Genomic DNA, 20,730 nt, shown 5'->3' with positions numbered 1-20,730 from the left:
AGTCCCATGCCCGTATTCAGCAAACTCGGTCTTAAAGCCAGCTCAGGCGTTAAAAATGGCAAGAATATCGTTATCGACGGCGTTGCCGATGGTTTCGAAGCCTTTTGTCTTGCGCGACTGGTCGAGGAGATTGGTGAACGCGGGCCTGTTTTGTATATTGTGCGTGATGGTCAGCGCATTGCCGATCTCGAGCAGGTTCTGAATTTCGTTTCACCGGATTTGCCGGTTCTCCATCTGCCTGCCTGGGACTGTCTGCCCTATGATCGTGTTTCGCCGGGTGCGGATACAAGCGCGCGTCGCTTAGCTGCACTGGGTGCATTGGCTTCGCTTAAAACGTCGCCGCATCCGGCCGTTATCATCACAACGGCAAACGCAATTCTGCAAAAACTGCCACCGCAGGCCGCAATCGCCGAGCAGGTGATTTCTGCGCGCCCCGGCAATCAGCTCAATATGAATGATCTGAGCGCGCGGCTGGAACGCAATGGTTTCGAACGTGTTTCGACCGTGCGTGACATTGGTGAATATGCGGTTCGTGGCGGCATTCTCGATCTTTATGCACCGGGATCCGAAGAACCGCTGCGGCTTGATTTCTTTGGTGATACGCTAGAGACAATCCGTGCTTTTGATCCGGCATCGCAGCGCACTACCGGCGCACGCAAGGAGTTCGTGCTACAGCCGATGAGCGAAATTTCGCTCTCGCCGGATATGATCAGCCGTTTCCGCAAAAATTATGTGGCGATGTTTGGTGCGCCGCAACGTGATGACGCGCTTTATCAAGCGATCAGTGAAGGCCGTCGCTTTGCCGGCATGGAACATTGGTTGCCGCTGTTCTACGACAATCTCGAAACAGTGTTTGACCATGCAGGCGACATGCCGGTGGTCTTCGATCATCTGGTGCATGAAGCGCTTACTGAGCGTCACACGATGGTCGTCGACCATTATGAATCTCGGTTGAGACAGGCTGAAGGTAAAGAGCCGGGCAGTGATGCCGTGCCTTATAAGCCAGTCAAACCGGAAGCGCTTTATCTCACACCAAAAGATGTTGAAGCGATTGCAGTAAGCCGCGGTCAGCGTATAGACCTGACGCCATTTGATGTGCCTGAAGTATCTGGTCGTACGATTGTTCACGCGGATGTTCATAAAGGCCGCAGCTTTGCTGAGGAGCGCGCTGCAACCGATGTAAACGTATTTGAACAGGCGGTAAAATACATCGCCGATCTGCGCGCGTCAGGCAAAAAAGTGCTTGTGGCGGCGTGGTCGGAAGGCTCGCTTGATCGTCTTTTGCAGGTGCTGGACGAGCATGGCCTTGAGAAGATCGAGACGGTTGACCGGCTCTCAATGGTCAAGGCGTTGTCACGTGACAAGATCACGGCGGCGGTGCTGGCCGTTGAAAGTGGCTTTGATGCGGGCGATCTGGTTGTTGTGGCCGAGCAGGATATTTTGGGCGACCGTCTTGTACGGCGCTCGAAACGCCGCAAGCGCGATCAGGATTTCATTTCGGAAGTCGCGTCGCTCTCAGCTGGTGATCTTGTCGTTCATGTCGATCACGGTATCGGACGCTTCATTGGCCTTAAGACCATCACAGCAGCCGGTGCTCCGCATGATTGTCTTGAAATTCACTACGCTGGCGATGACCGGCTTTTCCTGCCCGTTGAAAATATCGAGCTCCTGTCTCGCTTTGGCTCGGAAGGCTCAGAAGCAACTTTAGACAAGCTTGGCGGCGGCGCATGGCAGATGCGCAAGGCCAAGCTTAAGAAGCGCTTGCTTGAAATTGCTGGCCATCTGATTCAGATTGCCGCCGAACGTCAGATGCGTGGTGCGCCTGCTATGGTTCCGCCAGAAGGAGTTTACGCAGAGTTTGCTGCGCGTTTCCCTTATGATGAAACCGAAGACCAGCAGCGAGCAATCGATGCTATTATGGATGATCTAGGCGCAGGAAAGCCGATGGATCGCCTTATTTGTGGTGATGTTGGTTTCGGTAAGACGGAAGTGGCACTGCGCGCGGCTTTTGTTGCAGCCTTGAGTGGCTTTCAGGTGGCGGTCGTTGTCCCAACAACGCTGCTGTCACGCCAGCATTTCAAGACATTTTCCAAGCGCTTCCATGGGCTGCCGGTCAATGTGGCGCACGCATCGCGGCTTGTTAGCACTAAGGAGCTTGCAGCCACCAAAAAGGGGCTGGAAGACGGTACTGTCGATATTGTCATCGGAACCCACGCACTGCTTGGAAGTTCGATCAAGATCAAAAATCTTGGTCTGCTTATCATTGATGAAGAGCAGCATTTTGGTGTGAAGCATAAGGAACGGCTCAAGGAGTTGAAGTCGGATATTCACGTTCTCACACTTTCGGCCACGCCAATACCGCGCACATTGCAACTGGCTCTGACAGGCGTTCGAGAGCTTTCGCTCATTGCTACGCCGCCGGTTGATCGCATGGCTGTACGGACGTTCATTTCTCCGTTTGATCCTCTCGTGATCCGCGAAACGCTGCTGCGCGAGCGCTATCGCGGTGGTCAGAGTTTCTATGTCTGCCCGCGCGTTGCTGATTTGGGCGAGATCGAAGAGTTCCTTAAACAGCACGTTCCAGAGCTGAAAGTCGCTGTCGCGCATGGTCAGATGGCGCCGGGTATGCTCGATGACATCATGAATGCGTTTTATGACGGGCAATATGACGTGTTGTTGTCCACGACGATTGTGGAATCCGGGCTCGATATTCCGACGGCCAACACGATGATCGTGCATCGCGCTGATATGTTTGGCCTATCACAGCTTTATCAGCTTCGCGGTCGCGTCGGTCGCTCGAAACAGCGTGCATTCGCGCTGTTTACGTTGCCTGCCGGACGCACGCTGACCACGACAGCTGAACGTCGCCTGAAAGTGATGCAATCGCTTGATACGCTTGGCGCAGGTTTCCAGCTTGCAAGCCACGATATGGACATTCGCGGCGCGGGTAATCTGCTGGGGCAGGAGCAATCCGGACATATCAAGGAAGTGGGCTTTGAGCTTTATCAGCAGATGCTGGAAGAAGCCGTTGCCACGCTCAAGGGTACATTTGAAGGTGAAGATAGCCAGTGGTCGCCACAGATTGCCATAGGTACGGCTGTGATGATTCCGGAAGCCTATGTGCCGGATCTGCAATTGCGTCTGGGACTGTATCGTCGTCTTGCCGATCTTGCCGAACCACAGGAAATTGATGCATTTGGCGCGGAGTTGATCGACCGTTTCGGTCCAATGCCGGAAGAAGTACAGCATCTACTCAAGATCGTTTATATCAAAGCCTTGTGCCGCCGCGCCAATGTCGAAAAGCTCGATGCTGGTCCAAAGGGCGTCGTTATTCAGTTCCGCAATAAAACGTTCAATAATCCAGTTGGACTGGTGAAGATGATCGGCGAACACGGCTCAATGGCCAAGATCAGGCCAGATCAGAGCATCGTCTTTATTCGCGATTGGGCTACGCCTGAAAAGCGTTTGAATGGCTCGGCTGTCATCATGACACAGCTGGCAAAGATTGCTAGCGGCAGCTAAACAGTTCGCTATTAAACACTGAGGGTTCCGAGCCATTCCCCGGCTCTGAAGTTTAAACGGAGAGAACTTTGATGCTAAAGAATGCTTTGCGCGTTTCCTGCACCGCTGCTGCACTCGTATTTGTGTCTCAATCGGCTTTCGCTTTGACGACGCCCAATTGTAAGGTTGAGACGATTGAGAATTTTGTCAAAACTTTCAGCCATGATATTTCGATTCAGGAAGCCAATACCGCAAAGACCGTCATCTTCGAGAGCCTGGATATGGAAGCTGATCCAGAGCCAAAGAAGGTGAGCACAGAAGTTCCGCTTGCGGATGTCGAATGGCCGGTGATGCCAGATGTGGAAACGCTGGCTGGAAGAAAACGGCAGGCTGAGTACAAGGATGGCGAGAACGGCAATAAGATTGTCGTTATCAAAGGCACCGACAATGGCGAATATATGGAATTTGAATTTGCCGAGCAACCATGCTGGACTCTGGTTCGGGTGTCTGATGAGAGTATGTAAGCATTCGCTTGATTTTTAAAGAAAAAAGCCCGCGCATCCCAATGAATGCGCGGGCTTTTTAGTTGCTTATTCGGGTGTCAGCGATCTTCGGAAATGCCAGGTTCAAAGCCTTCCGCTGTCTGTCTGATGGCATCGGCCAATGCCGAAGCTGATTGTGCGCCCATAACTGCATATTTCTGGTCGATGATGAAGCAAGGTACGCCACGCACGCCGATGCGGTTTGCCGTGTCAATTTCCTCGCGGATCGCATCTTTATCGGCATCGCTTTGCAGAAGGCGAGCAACGATTGGCGCTTCCATGCCGATGCTTGCAGCGGCATCTACGAGAACATCGTGATCGCCTATATCCTGTCCTTGCTCGAAATAGAGTGAGAACAGTCTGCCCACGAGCTTGTCTTGCAATCCTGGGCCAGCCTGTGCCGCCCAATGAATTAGGCGATGCGCATCAAGCGTGTTGGGCGCGCGACTAATCGCTTCAAAATCAAAAACGATGTCGTTTTCTTCGCCTAGCTCCACAAGCTGCTTGTGAATATCGTCAATCTTAGAACCGGTACCAAACTTTTCGCGCATATAGGCCTGACGATCCTTGCCTTGTGCAGGGATTGCTGGGTCGAGCTGATAAGGACGCCAGCGCACTTCAGCATCGACTTCGGGCGCTAATTCAAGTGCCTGTTCAAGTCGTTTCTTGCCTACGAAACACCAAGGGCAGACGACATCAGACACAACGTCGATGGTGATTTTTCTTCCGGTCATAAGGTGCTCCATTCGACAAGCGGGATTACAGCGCTCCCGCTTGCATAGATTTTACTTTTAAAATGTAGGGTGAATTATAATGCGTTCAACCGGTATCAGGGAGTGAGTTTCCACCATGTCGGCAATTGATAACCGTAGAGTGAGGTCTTTTCCGGATGACCGATCTGGTCCCAACGCGCAACCCACTGATAAGGCAGATAATACAGTGGAATGTAATAATTTCCGGATATCAGAATACGGTCGAGTGCGCGTACGGCACTGACAAAATCTGCCCGCTCACGCGCTGCAAGCATGGCTTCGATCATGGTATCCACTGCTGGATCTGCAACGCCCGGGTAGTTGAAGCTTCCCTGTGCATCACGCGATGCCGAGCCCCAGCGCTGCCATTGCTCATTGCCGGGAGATAGCGAGCCGGTTAAGGCCCCAAGGATCATGTCATAGTCGAAGGTTTGCAGCCGCTGCTGGTATTGTGCATCGTCGGCGCTCCTGATCTCGACATCAATACCGAGACGCGCGAGATTGCGCTTATAGGCCAGCGCTACTTTTTCTTCATCTGGCGAACGTGTCATGATTTCAAACTGCAAAGGCTTGCCGGATGGGTCGATTGCCTTGCCGTGCTCGAATGAAAAGCCAGCTTCCGTTAGAAGCTCATAAGCTTGTTTGGCTGGCCCCCGATCATGTCCTGTTCCATCGGTGGTAGACGGATGCCAAGCGCCTTCCATGACGTCTTGGCGCACCGCTTTTGGAAAAGCTGCGAGCAGTTCACGCTCTCGCGCATCGGCGGGTTTTCCAATGGACGACAGTTCAGAGCCTTCCCAGAAACTCTGCAAACGCTTGTACTGGTCGGCAAAAAGATTTCGGTTAGCCCATTCGAAATCAAACAGTAGTCCGAGTGCCTGTCTGACACGTGGATCTTCAAACACTGGGCGTCGCGTGTTGAAAACAAATCCCAGCATGTTTGCGGGTGTGCCTTTTTCAAAGTTTTCTTTGACGATTTTTCCCTGTGTCACTGCGGGGAAATTATAGGATTTTTCCCAGCGTGTTGGGTTTGCTTCGATGAAAACGTCAAGAAGTCCCTTTTTGAAAGACTCAAACAACGCAGTTTCATTGCGATAATATTCGATACTGAATGTATCAAAATTATCGAAGCCCCGACGAACAGGTAGTTCTTTGGCCCAATAGTCAGGGTTCTGCTTGTAGATAATCCGCTGGCCGGGCTGTACGCTCGATACAATATACGGCCCGCTGCCAACCGGTGGCTTAAGCGTGGAATTGCCAAAGGTAGCCGGATCAATTGCGTGCTTTGGCAGAACTGGCATTGTCCCGGCAATCAGCATCGGAAATTCACGATCAGATTGCTCGTTAAAGTTAAATCGCACCGAGCGTTCACCGGTCTTTTCGATCTTGTCGATGCGGCTCATGCGATTGTTAAACGGCGGGCGGCCTTTTTCAGTCAGAATGTCATAGGTGAAGAGCACATCATCCACAGTGACAGGCTCGCCATCAGACCATTTTGCTTTTGGGTTTAGTGTAAACTCAACCCATTTGCGCTCCGGATCAATCGCGACTTTTTCAGCCAGTAATCCATAAAGGGTGAAGGGCTCATCGCGGGATCGCTGCATAAGCGTTTCATAGACAAGATTGCCAAAGTCCTGATCGCCAAACAAGCCGCGAGCTGTCGTGCGCATGCTTTTCAGCACAAATGGATTGAGGCTATCGAAAGTGCCAACAACGCCCATTCTGAGCGTCCCGCCTTTTGGTGCATCGGGGTTGGCGTATGGGAAATGAGTGAAGTCAGCGGGCAGGGCCACATCACCATGCATTGAAAGTGCATAATCTGGCGCGGAATTGGTTTCTGCATGCGTGGGAGCCGACGCTGTAAAAATGCCGATCAGGCTTGCCAAAGCTGTGGTGCGGAAAAGAGCAAACAATTCAGTCAACTTTCTCGCGTCCTCGTTCAACTTAATTGGTTCATTGTAAATAAGCGTGAGAACTTACATTTGATTCGTATGGCGAAATTAGCATGAACGTTGAACTCGTGCGGATTAAGAGCGTGTCTGGCGCGTGACAGTGCAGATTAAAACAAAAAATATGTCGTATTTTGCTCTTTGATTGCATACGACCATCTGGATTCATGTGTGAAGTCGTTGTAACACGGCCCTCGGATTGGGATGATAAATTCCAGAGGTCACGCTGTTGCCGCATTTTCAAATCAGTGACGGTCTATCGCTGACTCAAACCAGAGACCGGAAGATCAAAGCCTTGGAAGGAAACTGTTGATCATGACCAGCACGAAGACAATCGCTGCCGCATCCGCATTTGCCGGCGCGTTCGCCCTGCTTGCTTCTGCGACGATGCCTGCAGCCGCACAGCAGCAGCCGCCACAGGGCTGGTTCAAAGTTTGCTCGAAGCAGGAAGACAATGACATCTGCAACACGCAGAACATTATCACTGCTGACTCCGGCCAGTTGCTGACCGCTGTCAACCTCATCGAGATTAAGGGTAAGATTAACCGCAAGATTTTTCAGGTTACCGTTCCAATCGGTCGCTTGATTCCTGCGGGGGTTGGTCTTCAGATCGACAATGCCAAGCCAACGAAGCTTGAATATGGCATTTGCTTCCCAGATCGCTGCATTGCCGAAGCACCGCTTTCGGACGAGCTGATCAATGCTCTTAAGAAGGGCACCAAGGTTACGCTGACTTCGGTTAACTACCAGAACAAGCAGAACCCGATTCCTGTTGCATTGACCGGTTTCTCGGCAGCGCTTACTGGTCCAGGCCTTAAGCAGTCTGAACTTGAAGAACGCCAAAAGGAACTTCAGGACGCTGTTGCAAAGCGCCAGAAGGAATTCGAAGAAAAGATGAAGGCTGAACAGGCCAAGGCAAAAGGCGCAGCTAACTAAGCAGCGCTATATGCGAGAATTAAAAAAAGGGCGCTTCAAGCGCCCTTTTTGGTTTGTCAGTTTTTATATGTCTCAGTTTGCGTGAAGCTTGACGCGATAAGAGCCATTTTCGAGCTTATCAAACATTTCGCCAATTTGCGGATGACGCAGAGGTTCATCACTAAAGTCTGGCACAAGATTTTGCTCAGAAACATAGGCCGTATACTCGGACTCCGAGTTTTCTGCCAGCAAATGATAGAATGGCTGATCGCGGTGCGGACGCGTTTCTTCTGGAATGGATTCGTACCATTCTTCCGTGTTCGCAAATTCAGGATCAACGTCGAAAATGATCCCGCGGAAGGGAAACAGACGATGTTTAACGACCTGTCCGATCTGAAACTTAGCGTGTTTTATCTGTGCCATACTCATAAGACATATGTAGTTCACCGCTCACAAAAATAAAGCTGCGGGAGATTTCAGGATCGAATTTTAACGCGATTGGCTACTTTTTTACTTGGCTTCCGCGATCAGATAGTTTCGGAAACTGCGGTAGAAACCTGGAAAATCCGCTACCGGGCCGTAAACCTTCGCGCATGAAGAACGCACGAAGCGGTGCAAACGAACGCAACATCTCCAACCCCACACCGCGAGCAATCTGTGCTGGCAACATTGATGACAATAGCGAGCGGTTCAGCGCATCGACTGAACCAGTGCGTGCCAGAATATCAGGGCGGCGGCCACGATCATAAGCGCGGATCACACGATCTGAACCGGGGTCAGAAGGATTGCTTGCAATGGCTTTAACGAGCATTTCTACATCACGCGTTCCGAGATTAAGTCCTTGCGCGCCGATAGGCGGAAAGACATGGGCTGCTTCACCGATCAGAATTGTGCGCTTGGCTGCGAATGATAAAGGCACCATACCTGATAGCGGCCACGCTTGCGGTTGAACATCAATTGTGATCTTGCCAAGCATGAATTGCATCATGTCTTCAATATGTTGAGCAAGGATGCTCTCATTTAGCGCAAGCAAATAATCTGCCCGCTCAGGGTTGACGACCCAGACGAGACTTGAGCGTTTACCTTTGAGCGGAACCTGTGTGAATGGTCCTTCTTCGGTATGAAACTCGGTCGAAATATTCTCGTGTTCGATCTCATGTGCGAAGGAAAGCACGACCGCTGTCTGCGGATAGCTCCAGCGACGGGTGCGAATATCTGCTGCTTCCCGCGCTGCTGAATTTCGTCCATCAGCGGCCACGACCAAACGCGTATGCAGTGTATCGCCACCTGCAAGCGTGATGGTTATGTGATCGTCGTTGTTACGATATTCAATCGCCGTGTTCGTTATCCGCGTGATGTTCGCATTTCTCGCAACGGCGTCAGAGAGCTTCTGGTTCAGGGCAGCATTGGGGATATTATAGCCGAATGCGACTTCATCAATTTCACCTGCACGGAACGTGACAGTTGGGCTGCGGATAAGCCGCTTTGTGGCATCAACGATACGCATTGATGCGAGGGGAGCAGCGACTGGGGCAATATCTTCCCACACGCCGATTTCTTCGAGAAAGCGGATGGCCGGCATCATAAGCGCTGTTGTACGGCGGTCGTGAATGTCTGTTTCCGGGCCGAGCAATGCTGTGCGATAACCTTTGGCGCTAAGTGCGATCGCCGCCATCATTCCGGCAGGACCACCGCCGCTGATCGTGATTTCAGTGAGGGGCTTATCTACAATCACATCATTCATAATGCTCTATCCCTGACCGACAAAACTCCGGTCCAAAGCGATTCTTATCGCATCGTATTTGTGTTCATTTAATCGTAAGTGATGGTCAAACGCCATTGCCGCAACCACTAAAACCCAATCTTTGGTGGAATGAGGGCGGTTTTGTCTCATGACTTACTTGCGCTTTTGACCTTATTCGGGGAAAGCTTTTTTAACAGAGTATGGCTTTCGATGGCTTGGTGCCCGAAAGTCTTATCTGCCTCCCAATGCTGTTTTTAGCGCGTGGGATGGCGATCAAGAGAAATGGCGAGCGACGTGAGAAGCAAACTGACCGGAAAATTAAAAGCTAAGAAAGTGACAGCGCCTCAGGCGAAAGCATTTTCTGTGCACCTGCTCACCGCATCGGGTTCATTTCTTGCTTTTTTGTCTATCGTCGCTGCGAGTGACGGTCGCTACACTGCAATGTGGTGGTGGTTGGGACTGGCGCTGTTCGTCGACGGCATTGACGGACCAATCGCCCGCAAACTCGAAGTCAAATATGTGCTGCCCAACTGGTCAGGCGAACTGCTTGATAACATCATCGACTATGTGACTTATGTTTTGATACCGGCCTTCGCGCTTTATCAAAGCGGGTTTATGGGGACCAACCTGTCCTTCATATCCGGCGCGATCATCGTCATCACCAGCGCGATTTACTATGCCGATACGGGCATGAAGACGAAGGAAAACTTCTTCAAGGGTTTTCCGGTAGTCTGGAATATGGTGGTGTTTACGCTGTTCATTGTGCGGCCGGGCGAATGGGAAGCCTTTGCTATCGTCGTTCTGTCGGCAATTCTTTCATTTCTGCCAATCAGCTTTTTGCATCCAGTGCGCGTGGTGCGTCTTCGCCCGCTCAACCTTTCGATCTTCTTGCTATGGTGTGCATTCGGTGCGGCTGGCCTTTATTATATGCTCGATGCGCCGCTTTGGGTGCGGGTCGGTATCACGGTGACAGGTCTTTACATCTATTTCATCGGCGCAATCATGCAGTTTTTCCCTAATCTTGGTCGAACGGCTACGGTGATTGCGGCTGAACAAGCTGCAAATGCAAAGAAAGCAAAGACCGGAGAAGCATCATGATCAATGCAATTCGCGTGCACCAGACAGGTGGCCCGGAAGTTCTGCAATATGAGCAGATCGAAATCGGTGAACCGGGCGCTGGCGAAGTTAAGGTGCGCCATGAGGCGATTGGTCTGAATTTCATTGATGTCTATTTCCGCACCGGACTTTATAAAGCCGCGCAAATGCCATTCATCCCCGGCAATGAAGGTGCGGGCATTGTTGTGGCCGTTGGCTCCGGCGTTGAAAGTCTTAAAATCGGTGATCGCGTTGCTTATGCAGCGACTCCGGGTTCTTATGCTGATGAGCGCATTCTGCCGGCCGACAGGCTCGTCAAGGCTCCGGACGGCATCGAATTAAAAACTGCTGCAGCAATGATGCTGAAAGGTATGACTGCGCAGTATCTTCTGCGCCAGACTTTTGTTGTGAAGCAGGGAAATACAATCCTCTTCCATGCCGCAGCCGGTGGCGTAGGGTTAATTGCTGGTCAGTGGGCCAAACACCTTGGTGCAACCGTTATTGGAACAGCAGGTTCCGAGGAAAAAGTCGCGCTGGCTAAAGCGCATGGCTATGACCATGTCATTAATTACCGTACGGAAAACTTTGTCGACCGGGTCCGAGAACTGACCGGCGGCGAGGGCGTGGACGTCGTCTATGACTCAGTTGGTCGCGATACCTATATGGGATCGCTCGATGTGCTGAAGCCGCTTGGTATGTTTGCGTGCTTTGGTCAGTCATCCGGGGTTATTCCGCCGTTTGATCTTAATCTGCTTGCACAAAAGGGCTCGCTCTTTGTAACGCGTCCAACTTTGTTCAATTATGTTGCAAAGCGTGCTGATCTGGAAAAAACAGCGAATGATCTTTTTGATGTTGTCTCAAGCGGTGCTGTGAAGATCGAAATCAACCAGTCTTATGCGCTGAAAGACGTTCGCAAGGCTCATGAAGACCTCGAAGCACGTAAAACTACCGGTGCGAGCATCTTGCTTCCATAGGTCTTAATACAATCAGAAAATATAACGGCGGTGTGCATATGTCCTCCGCCGTTTTCTTTTTAGCTTTTCAAGTGTGACCTTGCTGGATAAGGTTATCCAAAAATAAGCTCGGGGAATAATGTCAGCGCCTTCAACCGACCGACCTCTTTTGGATGTCCGCCGGCTCACCAAAGTATTTGGTCAGCTTCGGGCCTGTGACGCCGTTGATCTCGTTATCGCGGAAGGTGAAATTCACGCGCTTCTGGGTGAGAATGGTGCGGGAAAATCGACCTTTGTAAAAATGCTGTTTGGTGCGTTGCAACCTCTGGAAGGCGAAATCGTCTGGAAGGGTGAGCGCGTTACGATTACCGAACCCGCAATGGCAAGGCAGCTTGGCATTGGCATGGTTTTCCAGCATTTTTCGCTGTTTGACTCGCTCACGGCCGCCGAGAACATTGCGCTTTCGCTTGATGGCTCCCTGTCGCTTTCTGAAGTGGCAAAACGTGCGCGCGATGTGGGGAAGGCCTACGGTCTTCCAATCGATCCGCAGGCCCATGTGGGTGATCTGTCGGTTGGCGAGCGTCAGCGTATTGAGATTGTTCGTTGCCTGTTGCAGGAACCGGATTTGATCATTCTCGATGAACCCACATCGGTTCTCACACCGCAGGAAGCTGACCGCCTGTTTGAAACGCTGGAGCGCCTGAAGGCTGAAGGTAAGTCGATCCTTTACATCAGCCATCGCCTTGAAGAGGTGAAGCGGCTTTGTGACCGTGCCACCGTGCTGCGTCATGGCAAAGTTGTTGCGCATCGTGATCCGAGACAGGAAACGGCTGCATCACTGGCGCGTATGATGGTTGGCAATGATATTAAAGTCGTCGCACGCAGCCCGATTTTAGCTGTTGAACAAGAAGCGTCACCGCTTTTTGAGATAAGAAATCTGTCTCAAGCACCGCGAGGCCCATTCTCAACAGCGCTAAACAATATCTCGCTTGGCATTCAAGCTGGGGAAGTTGTCGGTATTGCTGGCGTTGCTGGTAACGGGCAGGGTGAGTTTTTTGAAGCCATTTCTGGCGAGGTTCTCCAATCGTCTGCATCAGCGGTGCGCATTCGCGGCACGGGCGCAGGCAAGCTCGGCATTAGCGACCGCCGAATGATGGGCGCTGCCTTTGTGCCAGAAGAACGTTTGGGACATGGTGCTGTTCCGGCTCTCTCGCTGACAGATAATCTCTTCCTTTCGCGTTATAAAACCGATGCCAAAGCCTTTATGCGCGGTGGCAAGCTGAAGCTTATTGCTGAAAGCGCGTTGCGGTCGGCTGCACAGCGCATTATCAAAACAATGGATGTCCGCAAGAGCGCAGAAAACCCGCCCGCTTCCGCCTTGTCAGGCGGTAATTTGCAGAAATTTATTATCGGACGAGAATTAGATCGCTCGCCATCGGTGATGGTCGTCAATCAACCGACATGGGGTGTGGATGCCGGTGCTGCGGCGCATATCCGCCAAGCGCTTGTTGATCTCGCACGCTCTGGTTCAGCAGTGCTTGTGATTAGTCAGGATCTGGATGAACTCCTTGAAATCAGTGACCGTATTGCTGTGATGAACCATGGCGCGCTTTCCGACCCGATGCCTATAGCAGATGTAACATTGGAAATGATCGGCCTTTTGATGGGCGGCGTTTCCGGTACAGATCAGGCGGGGGCAGCGTGATGCGTATTGAACTCGTAAAACGCCCGCAGCCATCGAAGATCTTTAGTGCCATCTCGCCTTTGCTCGCTTTGGTGCTGACGTTGGTTTTTGGTGGTATTGCTTTTGCGCTGATGGGCAAAGATCCGCTTCATGCGCTCTACGTTTTCTTTGTCGAACCGCTGTTTGATATCTGGTCGTGGCACGAATTGCTGGTAAAGGCGACGCCGCTTATTCTTATTGCAGTGGGTCTTTGCGTGTGCTTTCAGTCCAACAACTGGAATATCGGTGCGGAAGGCCAATTTATAATTGGTGCAGTGACTGGCTCGATTCTGCCCGTCATGTTTCCCGATCTTCAGATGTGGATTGTGCTGCCGTTGATGATGTTAATGGGCATGGCGGGCGGTGCTGCCTATGCGTCGATCCCGGCTTTGTTGAAAGTCCGCTTTAACACCAATGAAATCCTGACCAGTCTGATGCTCGTTTATGTGGCGCAGCTTTTTCTTGATTGGCTGGTACGTGGCCCTTGGCGCAACCCGGAAGGCTATAATTTCCCGGAAACGCGTCAGTTTAATGCAAGCGCCGTGCTGCCAGAAATCTGGAGTGCATCTGGACGTGCGCATTGGGGCTTCATCTTCGCAATTATTGCCGCAATCGTCGTTTGGTTTTTGCTTGCCAAAACGCTGAAAGGCTTTGAAATCAAAGTCATTGGTCAAAGCCCACGGGCAGGGCGCTTTGCGGGCTTTAGTCGGGGCAAACTTGTCTTTTTTGTCTTTGCTGTTTCGGGCGCGCTGGCAGGTCTCGCGGGTATTGCTGAAACATCGGGCGCTATCGGCCAGCTTCGTCCAGTTATCTCGCCCGGATATGGTTTTACGGCGATTATTGTCGCCTTCCTTGGCAGGCTCAATCCGATTGGTGCAATTGCAGCAGGTTTCGTGCTGGCGCTTTCTTATCTGGGTGGCGAGGCTGCGCAGGTTTCAATCGGCATTTCCGAAAAATCCGCGCGCGTATTTCAGGGCATGATCCTGTTCTTCGTGCTCGCTTGCGACACACTCATTCATTATCGCATCCGCTTTATCGCGGGACGCGCAGCAGGAAAGGCCTGATCAATGGATTTGACACAGGCAATCCTTCTCACCATAGCGACTGCTGCAACACCTTTGCTAATTGCTGCCATTGGTGAACTCGTTGTTGAACGTTCCGGCGTGTTGAACCTCGGCGTCGAGGGTATGATGCTGATGGGGGCGGTTTCCGGCTTTGCCGCGGCTCAGTTTACTGGCTCGGCGTGGCTTGGCATGATTGCCGCCATTTTCGTAGGAATGGCATTTTCCGGCATATTTGCATTTCTGACACTGACGCTTGTTACCAATCAGGTTGCAACGGGTTTGGCGCTCACCATTCTTGGTATCGGCGTATCTGCTATGCTTGGTGAAAGCTTTGTCGGTATGCCCGGTGTACGGCTTGATGCGATCAGCATTCCGTATCTCACTGATATTCCTTATGTCGGTCGCTTCCTGTTCGGTCAGGACCCAATATTTTATATCTCCATTCTTCTTGTTATTGGCGTGACATGGTTCCTGTTCCGCACGCGGGCAGGCCTACAATTGCGCGCTATCGGTGACAATCACGGCTCGGCTCATGCGCTTGGTGTGCATGTAGTTCGCACGCGCTATCTCGCAGTGTTGTTTGGCGGCGCTTGTGCCGGACTTGCCGGCGCGCAGCTATCGCTGGTCTATGTGCCTCAGTGGGTTGAAAACATGTCGGCGGGGCGCGGCTGGATTGCACTTGCGCTCGTGGTGTTCGCTTCATGGCGTCCCTGGCGTGTTCTGATCGGCGCATATCTTTTTGGCGCTGTGACCATTGGCCAGCTTCACGCGCAGGCACTTGGTTTCGGTCTTCCGTCGCAGTTCCTGTCGGCCTTGCCCTATATCGCGACCATCTTGGTTCTGGTCATCATCTCGCGCAACAGGCGTTTGACGATGATGAACACGCCTGCGTCGCTTGGCAAACCATTTGTGCCGGACAGGTAGATACGAGTTCTGAACAGCAGTCCGGCTCCCACGGCCTGCTGTTTTGTTTTGAGGGTGATAACAAGGAGTGCAGGGAACATGAAAAAGACGCTGTTGGCGATTGCCACCGCAGCCAGCTTTATGCTCGGCGGAGCGGCACATGCAGAAGACAAGTTGAAAGTTGGCTTCATCTATATCGGACCTCCGGGCGACTTCGGCTGGACTTATCAGCATGACGTTGGGCGTAAGGAAATGATTGAAGCGCTTGGCGACAAGGTCGAAACGACATTCCTGGAAAACGTGCCGGAAGGTGCTGATGCTGAGCGCTCTATCGAGCGTCTTGCGCGTGCTGGTAACAAGCTGATCTTCACGACTTCTTTCGGCTATATGGACCCAACCATCAAGGTTGCTGCCAAATACCCGGATGTAAAGTTTGAACATGCAACCGGTTACAAGACCGCCGACAATGTTTCTGCTTACAATGCGCGCTTCTATGAAGGTCGCTATGTGCAAGGGCAGATCGCAGCGAAGCTGTCCGAAAAGGGCGTTGCAGGTTACATTGCCTCGGTGCCCGTGCCGGAAGTTGTGCAGGGCATCAATTCCTTCATCCTCGGCGCACAGTCGGTCAATCCTGATTTCAAAGTCAAGGTGATCTGGGTTAACTCGTGGTTTGATCCGGGCAAAGAAGCCGATGCTGCCAAGGCATTGGTTGATCAGGGCGTCGACATTCTGACCCAGCATACCGACTCAACCGCACCAATCCAGGTTGCACACGAGCGTGGTATCAAGGCATTTGGTCAGGCTTCGGACATGATCAAGTTTGGCCCAGAAACTCAGCTCACCGCGATTGTTGACGATTGGGGTCCATACTACATCGACCGCGCTAAAGCTGTTCTCGACGGTAAATGGGAAAGCCAGAACATCTGGTGGGGCATGAAGGAAGGCCTCGTCAAGATGGCGCCTTACACCAACATGCCAGACGACGTGAAGAAACTGGCTGAAGAAACCGAAGCCAAGATCAAGTCTGGCGAATTCAAGCCATTCACTGGTCCTATCAAGAAGCAGGACGGTTCAATTTGGTTGAAAGAGGGCGAACAGGCTGACGACAAGACATTGCTTGGCCTGAACTTCTATGTTGAAGGCGTAGACGACAAGCTGCCGCAATAAGCTGCAATCCAAAGAATAAAAAAGGGCGCTTAGAGCGCCCTTTTTTGTAATGTATTTTTACTTATTCTGCTGCGTCTGCAGGAGTTGCATTCAGCATACCATAGCGTTCTTCGCCGATCTTGCCAAGCAGTTCCAGCTGGGTTTCGAGGAAGTCAATGTGACCTTCTTCATCCGCCAGAAGCTGATCAAAAAGCTGCTTGGAGACATAGTCACCGAGTTCGTCGCAGATTTCACGTGACTTCTTATAAGAAGCGCGTGCGTCATACTCGCCAGCGAGGTCAGCTTCTAGAACTTCCTTGACGTTTTCGCCAATGCGTAATGGTGCGAGTGTCTGAAGGTTTGGGTGGCCTTCAAGGAAAATAATGCGGTCGATGATCTTGTCCGCATGCTGCATTTCTTCGATGGATTCTTCGCGTTCTTTCTTAGCAAGACGCGTGAAACCCCAATCGTTAAGCAGACGATAGTGCAACCAATACTGGTTTACAGCGCCTAATTCGAGAAACAGTGCCTCGTTAAGCCGCTCGATGACCTTTGGTTCGCCTTTCATTCCAAGAACTCCCGAATTTGTCTCGTAGAGAACGTACACGATCCATAAACAGGATCACGTTTTCGTCCATTTGATTGTGACGAAGATGATATTCTTCGGTCACCCTTATGATCGTTTCTACGACATTTGGGAAGCAGCCACAGCAGCGGCCACTCTTGGATATGGCATTGAAGACGGTTCCAGGCACGATTAAACGCCAGCAATCCTCATCAAGAAGTTGCGTGACAACGGCTTCAATATCTTTTTGTGTAATAACGTTGCAGCTGCAGACTAGCATTTAAAAGAAACTCCAGCATCTGCAATGCTCTGTGATTGTAAAAAATTCACAAGATGGAGTGGGCATCTTTGTTCGTTGCTATTCATAGCATCAAAAGCACTGTTTAAAGTGCGTTTTTTAACTTCAATATTGGCGGTAAGCCACTCTGAACCGAACAAAGGTTCCTCCAATCGCAGGGGTTAAAGGCCCGAACATCAAAGGTAGTCTTAGGTAAGTCTTTTAAAACCCACCAGTTTCAGTCAGGTTATGGCTGTATGGTGGCCGTTCTGTCAAATTTTATGTTTTTGAAACGTTCTAAAAAACAATAACTTAGAATAATTCTAAATATGAGTTAACCGCCCATCTTTAAACGCGAATTAGACTTTTACATAAAGAAAAACAGGGCAGTTTTAGCCCTGTTTTGAATTTATGCGCTATTTCGCCGCATCGTGTGGAAAACTGCCTTTTGAGACTGTTTAGATGCCTTCAACAGCTTCGAATCCCTCGAACTGAGGTGGGCCAGCATAAAGCGGCTTGGTGTTGCCCGCATTGCGATGCGCGTTGCGGAACTGTTCAGATTTCGTCCAGAAGATGAAATCGTCACGCGTTTTCCAAACTGTGTGCGAGGAATAAAGCGTATAGCCTTCTTCCTCATTGGTTGCGCCGCGCAGAAGATGGAAGCTTTCAAACCCCGGCAACTCTGACAGTTGCGAGTCGCGGCTGCGCCAAACGGTTTCAAATTCGGCTTCATTGCCGACGATTACCTTGAAGCGGTTCATTGCGATGAACATTGCTGATCCTTACTTTCAAAGAGGGACTGGCTACAAATTGGTCGCAGGACAATTGCACAGATGGCGTGGTACGTCCTGATAAAATTCCGGCGAGTGCAGTGGTAGGGACCGCACTCGCCGCGTCGTATCTCGGGATATGAAGACCACCACAGCGGTCAGAGATGAGTGGACTTCGTAGACACGACGATTGATGTTCGGGAGGCTTAGACCTCCCGAATGTTTTTAGAACTGGAACTGTGTAGCGACGAGGAATGTACGTCCCTGACCTGATCCAGATGTGCTGAGGAATGGTGTGTAAGTCTTGTCGAACAGGTTGTTAACTTTGAGCGTTAGATCAACGTTCTCAGTAAACTTATAGTTTGCGAAGACATCGACTAGACCGTAGCTCTTGTCGGAAGTTGTCGTTCCCGTATAACCTGCAACCTTGCCGGTGGAGACGTAGCTATAACGTCCACCGACGGTTAGCTTACGTTCGAGGAAGCGAGCGCCACCTGACAATGAAAAAATATTGTCCGGAAGGTATTGGCTTGCACCAAGTCCGGGCAGAATCGACGGCAAATTAGCTTTGGTGTACGTATAAGTCACGCCACCAAAGGCAAATCCTGCATCATAAGCTGCTTGCAGTTCCACACCTCTAACGCGGGAATTTCCATCAACATTCGTGTACCATGTCTGGCAAGTTCTGTCTGTTAAAGGATTACAGCCATTATATGCCGAACTGATTATGTAGTTCTCTACATCCATATCGTAATAGTTGGCTTTAATTCTCAGGCTGTCACCTGCGGTCAGCAGGTCATCTTTGCGAATATTAGCGCCGATTTCCCAGCCTCTTTGCTTTTCAGGTTCTAAGTCTGGATTTGCACGGAAGCCGACCTGAGTGCTACCTGGATGCACGCCACCAACCATCGTTTCTTGAAGAGTGGGACTACGCATCGAGTGAGAGTAGGTCACATACGGTTGCAGCCAACTTGTTGCATTGACGGCGAGGGTGATGCGTGGGTCGAGCGCGTTGAAGGACCTGTCAATTAGAGAAGTGCCATCAGTTGCGTCACCTTCAAGGCTATAGAAGTTATAACGCAAGCCGACCGTAAGGTCGGCAATTCCGTATGACAAAGTCGTATCCGAAAAGACTGCACCGGTTGTGCTGTGTCCATTATCCGGATTAGCACCAGTCTTCGTTCCGGTCACTTTATCGCGGAAATATTCAACACCATAGTTCCATTTAACGGCCACTTCGTTGACGTTAAAGCGTGAGGTGTTGGATATATCGAAGCCTAATCCCGTGTCCTTGATTTCGCGGTCTATAGCCGCTGTTGCATTTGATGTGAGGCCTTTGCCATAATTCATATCAAGTCGATTGTAGTAACCATTTAGATGGAAATCGATGAGATCATTATCTGCTGGATTATAGCTATAATTTGCAGTCAGGGTTCGATTTTTGATGGTTTGATCGTAAGAATTGGCGCCAAAATCATTGTTATAGAGAACGCCGCCTAAAGACAATTTGTGATCTTCACCAAAACCGAATTCAGTCTTAATAAGACCAGACGTCAGCTTTTGCCCAGTATTGTTTTGCTCAATGCCATCGCCATTTTTATAGTTATCAGAATCCCTATGACTGATTGCTCCCGCAATGCCCATCGAATTGACACGAGCACCACCAGCGATCATCTCCGAGAAGCCAACACCGTTGCTACCCCATGAGGCTCGGCCCAAAACACCATATTGCTGACCTGGGCGCACGATGTCATCAACGCCCAAGGTACGAAGATTTACGCTGCCAGCGAGACCGCCACCGCCAAGGCCGGTGACCGCACCTCTGCTCACATCAATATCTGCGAGAAGATTAGAGTCTACATATGTAAAGCCGGAAGCTTCATGTCCTGTAAAGCGGAAATTCTGGCGAACACCATCGATCATTGTATTAACGCGCCCTGAGCCTTCGAAGCCGCGAATATTAACAGCAACACCAGGTTGGGAACCGTTCACGCGCGTAAAGGTACCCGGAACATCTCGAAGCAAGTCATCGAGTTTCACATCGCCATAACGATTGATTTCTTCTTTTGAAATAGCACTGACTGCAGCAGGCGTAGAATATGGTGCATCGCCTTTAGCTGTCGTTGGATTCTGGATTGTTATTGTTTTCAACTCAACACCATCGGCTTCGCTTGCAGCAGCTTTTTGCTGCGCATATGCGCCCGATGCCATCGTAGTAAGGATCACTGCCAAGCCTGTGCTCGCTAGAAATGACCGCCTATATTCCCCGTTTATTACCCGCATTGCCTAAGTTCTCCTGAAGGCCACAGAAAATTCTCGCAGCCGCTTGGGCGCGAGAAAATTAATTATCTCAATAGGTTACGTTCTTCCCATCCCGAGGGAAGTTATGGCGCTGGCTGGAAGGAGAACCTTCGGGCTTGCTCTGGAAAAAAAGACAATTAAACTTGACTCGATTAATCCAGTAAGGCAGTGATTATTAAACATGACTTATGATGTCAACTAATGATTTGTTGGGACCAAGTCAGTTAACAAAAACGGCTCCATAACTGGTGCAGAGGCAGTAAAATGAACAGGCGAATCCATATCGACATGCAGGTGCGGTTGCCGCGTGAGCGCGTCTCCAGCCGCATGCCCGAACTCCAGTCGCGTCTAGATACGACAGGACAGGTCAAATCGCACACTTCTGAACAGTCTTATGAATCGCAGCTTAAAACTTATGGCAGCCGTGAACTCTTCAACGGCTCTCGTGAAGTGGCGATAGAGCACGGCGGCTCTCTCTATCGTTTGAAAATCACCCGTCAAGGCAAGCTCATCCTTAACAAGTAGGCAAC

18 protein-coding genes are annotated in these 20,730 nt (G+C 50.9%); 10 read left to right on the top strand and 8 right to left on the bottom strand.

The annotated features are described in order from the left end of the window. The first annotated feature begins 6 nt into the window (after nt 1-6). Together mfd and ACOZHT_RS15390 are read left to right on the top strand one after the other, a co-directional pair. The gene (gene mfd / locus ACOZHT_RS15395; RefSeq protein WP_421565960.1) at nt 7-3,522 is read left to right on the top strand and encodes a transcription-repair coupling factor; all 3,516 of its coding nucleotides are present in this window, start codon (nt 7-9) and stop codon (nt 3,520-3,522) included. A 71-nt stretch (nt 3,523-3,593) separates the two neighbouring features. Beyond that, nucleotides 3,594-4,025 (top strand): hypothetical protein, encoded by a 432-nt coding sequence (locus tag ACOZHT_RS15390; protein WP_339512797.1) that lies wholly within the window; start codon nt 3,594-3,596, stop codon nt 4,023-4,025. Between the two features lie 77 nt (nt 4,026-4,102). Here ACOZHT_RS15390 and ACOZHT_RS15385 read toward each other — a convergent pair whose 3' ends face one another. Further along, nucleotides 4,103-4,777 carry a DsbA family protein gene (locus ACOZHT_RS15385; RefSeq protein WP_339512799.1) on the bottom strand — a complete coding sequence of 225 codons (675 nt, stop codon included), beginning with the start codon at nt 4,775-4,777 and terminating at the stop codon, nt 4,103-4,105. A 95-nt stretch (nt 4,778-4,872) separates the two neighbouring features. Further along, on the bottom strand, nt 4,873-6,600 hold the full coding sequence (locus tag ACOZHT_RS15380; RefSeq protein ID WP_339512874.1) for an extracellular solute-binding protein: 1,728 nt from the start codon (nt 6,598-6,600) through the stop codon (nt 4,873-4,875). A 459-nt stretch (nt 6,601-7,059) separates the two neighbouring features. On the opposite strand from ACOZHT_RS15380, the gene ACOZHT_RS15375 reads away from it, so the two are divergent. Beyond that, the gene (locus tag ACOZHT_RS15375) at nt 7,060-7,680 is read left to right on the top strand and encodes an invasion associated locus B family protein (protein WP_250042387.1); all 621 of its coding nucleotides are present in this window, start codon (nt 7,060-7,062) and stop codon (nt 7,678-7,680) included. A gap of 72 nt (nt 7,681-7,752) precedes the next feature. Here ACOZHT_RS15375 and hspQ read toward each other — a convergent pair whose 3' ends face one another. Next, on the bottom strand, nt 7,753-8,088 hold the full coding sequence (hspQ, locus tag ACOZHT_RS15370; protein ID WP_339512801.1) for a heat shock protein HspQ: 336 nt from the start codon (nt 8,086-8,088) through the stop codon (nt 7,753-7,755). Between the two features lie 73 nt (nt 8,089-8,161). Continuing rightward, nucleotides 8,162-9,403: a UbiH/UbiF family hydroxylase gene (locus ACOZHT_RS15365; RefSeq protein ID WP_339512804.1), complete on the bottom strand. Its 1,242-nt coding sequence runs from the start codon at nt 9,401-9,403 to the stop codon at nt 8,162-8,164. 282 nt (nt 9,404-9,685) lie between these two features. On the opposite strand from ACOZHT_RS15365, the gene pcsA reads away from it, so the two are divergent. The 6 genes from pcsA to ACOZHT_RS15335 all read left to right on the top strand — a co-directional run bounded on the left by pcsA (nt 9,686) and on the right by ACOZHT_RS15335 (nt 16,308). Further along, nucleotides 9,686-10,501, top strand: a complete 816-nt coding sequence (pcsA, locus tag ACOZHT_RS15360) for a phosphatidylcholine synthase (protein WP_421565959.1) — start codon at nt 9,686-9,688, stop codon at nt 10,499-10,501. Continuing rightward, complete coding sequence (locus tag ACOZHT_RS15355; protein WP_421565958.1) at nt 10,498-11,472, top strand: quinone oxidoreductase family protein; 975 nt, start codon at nt 10,498-10,500, stop codon at nt 11,470-11,472. The genes pcsA and ACOZHT_RS15355 overlap by 4 nt, the downstream gene beginning before the upstream one ends. A gap of 118 nt (nt 11,473-11,590) precedes the next feature. After that, on the top strand, nt 11,591-13,156 hold the full coding sequence (locus ACOZHT_RS15350; RefSeq protein WP_421565957.1) for an ABC transporter ATP-binding protein: 1,566 nt from the start codon (nt 11,591-11,593) through the stop codon (nt 13,154-13,156). After that, nucleotides 13,156-14,238 (top strand): ABC transporter permease, encoded by a 1,083-nt coding sequence (locus tag ACOZHT_RS15345; protein WP_421565956.1) that lies wholly within the window; start codon nt 13,156-13,158, stop codon nt 14,236-14,238. Before ACOZHT_RS15350 ends, ACOZHT_RS15345 begins: the two co-directional genes overlap by 1 nt. Before the next feature lie 3 nt (nt 14,239-14,241). Beyond that, on the top strand, nt 14,242-15,162 hold the full coding sequence (locus ACOZHT_RS15340; protein ID WP_421565955.1) for an ABC transporter permease: 921 nt from the start codon (nt 14,242-14,244) through the stop codon (nt 15,160-15,162). 78 nt (nt 15,163-15,240) lie between these two features. Next, nucleotides 15,241-16,308 (top strand): BMP family ABC transporter substrate-binding protein, encoded by a 1,068-nt coding sequence (locus ACOZHT_RS15335; protein ID WP_421565954.1) that lies wholly within the window; start codon nt 15,241-15,243, stop codon nt 16,306-16,308. A 61-nt stretch (nt 16,309-16,369) separates the two neighbouring features. On the opposite strand, the gene bfr is transcribed toward ACOZHT_RS15335, so the two are convergent. From bfr to ACOZHT_RS15315, 4 genes are all read right to left on the bottom strand, one after another. Next, entirely contained in the window at nt 16,370-16,855 is a 486-nt protein-coding gene (gene bfr / locus ACOZHT_RS15330; protein WP_421565953.1) for a bacterioferritin, read from the bottom strand. After that, nucleotides 16,821-17,132, bottom strand: coding sequence for a (2Fe-2S)-binding protein (locus tag ACOZHT_RS15325; protein ID WP_310011967.1), 312 nt, complete (start codon nt 17,130-17,132; stop codon nt 16,821-16,823). The genes bfr and ACOZHT_RS15325 overlap by 35 nt, the downstream gene beginning before the upstream one ends. Before the next feature lie 455 nt (nt 17,133-17,587). Further along, nucleotides 17,588-17,902 carry an antibiotic biosynthesis monooxygenase family protein gene (locus ACOZHT_RS15320; RefSeq protein ID WP_421565952.1) on the bottom strand — a complete coding sequence of 105 codons (315 nt, stop codon included), beginning with the start codon at nt 17,900-17,902 and terminating at the stop codon, nt 17,588-17,590. 222 nt (nt 17,903-18,124) lie between these two features. Then, on the bottom strand, nt 18,125-20,125 hold the full coding sequence (locus ACOZHT_RS15315; protein ID WP_421566015.1) for a TonB-dependent receptor domain-containing protein: 2,001 nt from the start codon (nt 20,123-20,125) through the stop codon (nt 18,125-18,127). Between the two features lie 339 nt (nt 20,126-20,464). On the opposite strand from ACOZHT_RS15315, the gene hemP reads away from it, so the two are divergent. Next, nucleotides 20,465-20,725 carry a hemin uptake protein HemP gene (gene hemP / locus ACOZHT_RS15310; protein WP_339512824.1) on the top strand — a complete coding sequence of 87 codons (261 nt, stop codon included), beginning with the start codon at nt 20,465-20,467 and terminating at the stop codon, nt 20,723-20,725. Nucleotides 20,726-20,730 lie beyond the last annotated feature (5 nt).

The organism is Ochrobactrum sp. EDr1-4 (genome assembly GCF_049199085.1).
Taxonomy (GTDB): Bacteria; Pseudomonadota; Alphaproteobacteria; order Rhizobiales; family Rhizobiaceae; genus Brucella.
This window is presented reverse-complemented; position numbering and strand designations above follow the sequence as displayed.

Excerpts from the sequence above, each read along its gene's own strand:
- mfd (WP_421565960.1), top strand. The coding sequence starts at position 7 with ATGCCCGTATTCAGCAAACTCGGTCTTAAAGCCAGCTCAGGCGTTAAA.
- ACOZHT_RS15390 (WP_339512797.1), top strand. The coding sequence starts at position 3,594 with ATGCTAAAGAATGCTTTGCGCGTTTCCTGCACCGCTGCTGCACTCGTA.
- ACOZHT_RS15385 (WP_339512799.1), bottom strand. The coding sequence starts at position 4,777 with ATGACCGGAAGAAAAATCACCATCGACGTTGTGTCTGATGTCGTCTGC.
- ACOZHT_RS15380 (WP_339512874.1), bottom strand. The coding sequence starts at position 6,600 with ATGCATGGTGATGTGGCCCTGCCCGCTGACTTCACTCATTTCCCATAC.
- ACOZHT_RS15375 (WP_250042387.1), top strand. The coding sequence starts at position 7,060 with ATGACCAGCACGAAGACAATCGCTGCCGCATCCGCATTTGCCGGCGCG.
- hspQ (WP_339512801.1), bottom strand. The coding sequence starts at position 8,088 with ATGAGTATGGCACAGATAAAACACGCTAAGTTTCAGATCGGACAGGTC.
- ACOZHT_RS15365 (WP_339512804.1), bottom strand. The coding sequence starts at position 9,403 with ATGAATGATGTGATTGTAGATAAGCCCCTCACTGAAATCACGATCAGC.
- pcsA (WP_421565959.1), top strand. The coding sequence starts at position 9,686 with ATGGCGAGCGACGTGAGAAGCAAACTGACCGGAAAATTAAAAGCTAAG.
- ACOZHT_RS15355 (WP_421565958.1), top strand. The coding sequence starts at position 10,498 with ATGATCAATGCAATTCGCGTGCACCAGACAGGTGGCCCGGAAGTTCTG.
- ACOZHT_RS15350 (WP_421565957.1), top strand. The coding sequence starts at position 11,591 with ATGTCAGCGCCTTCAACCGACCGACCTCTTTTGGATGTCCGCCGGCTC.
- ACOZHT_RS15345 (WP_421565956.1), top strand. The coding sequence starts at position 13,156 with ATGCGTATTGAACTCGTAAAACGCCCGCAGCCATCGAAGATCTTTAGT.
- ACOZHT_RS15340 (WP_421565955.1), top strand. The coding sequence starts at position 14,242 with ATGGATTTGACACAGGCAATCCTTCTCACCATAGCGACTGCTGCAACA.
- ACOZHT_RS15335 (WP_421565954.1), top strand. The coding sequence starts at position 15,241 with ATGAAAAAGACGCTGTTGGCGATTGCCACCGCAGCCAGCTTTATGCTC.
- bfr (WP_421565953.1), bottom strand. The coding sequence starts at position 16,855 with ATGAAAGGCGAACCAAAGGTCATCGAGCGGCTTAACGAGGCACTGTTT.
- ACOZHT_RS15325 (WP_310011967.1), bottom strand. The coding sequence starts at position 17,132 with ATGCTAGTCTGCAGCTGCAACGTTATTACACAAAAAGATATTGAAGCC.
- ACOZHT_RS15320 (WP_421565952.1), bottom strand. The coding sequence starts at position 17,902 with ATGTTCATCGCAATGAACCGCTTCAAGGTAATCGTCGGCAATGAAGCC.
- hemP (WP_339512824.1), top strand. The coding sequence starts at position 20,465 with ATGAACAGGCGAATCCATATCGACATGCAGGTGCGGTTGCCGCGTGAG.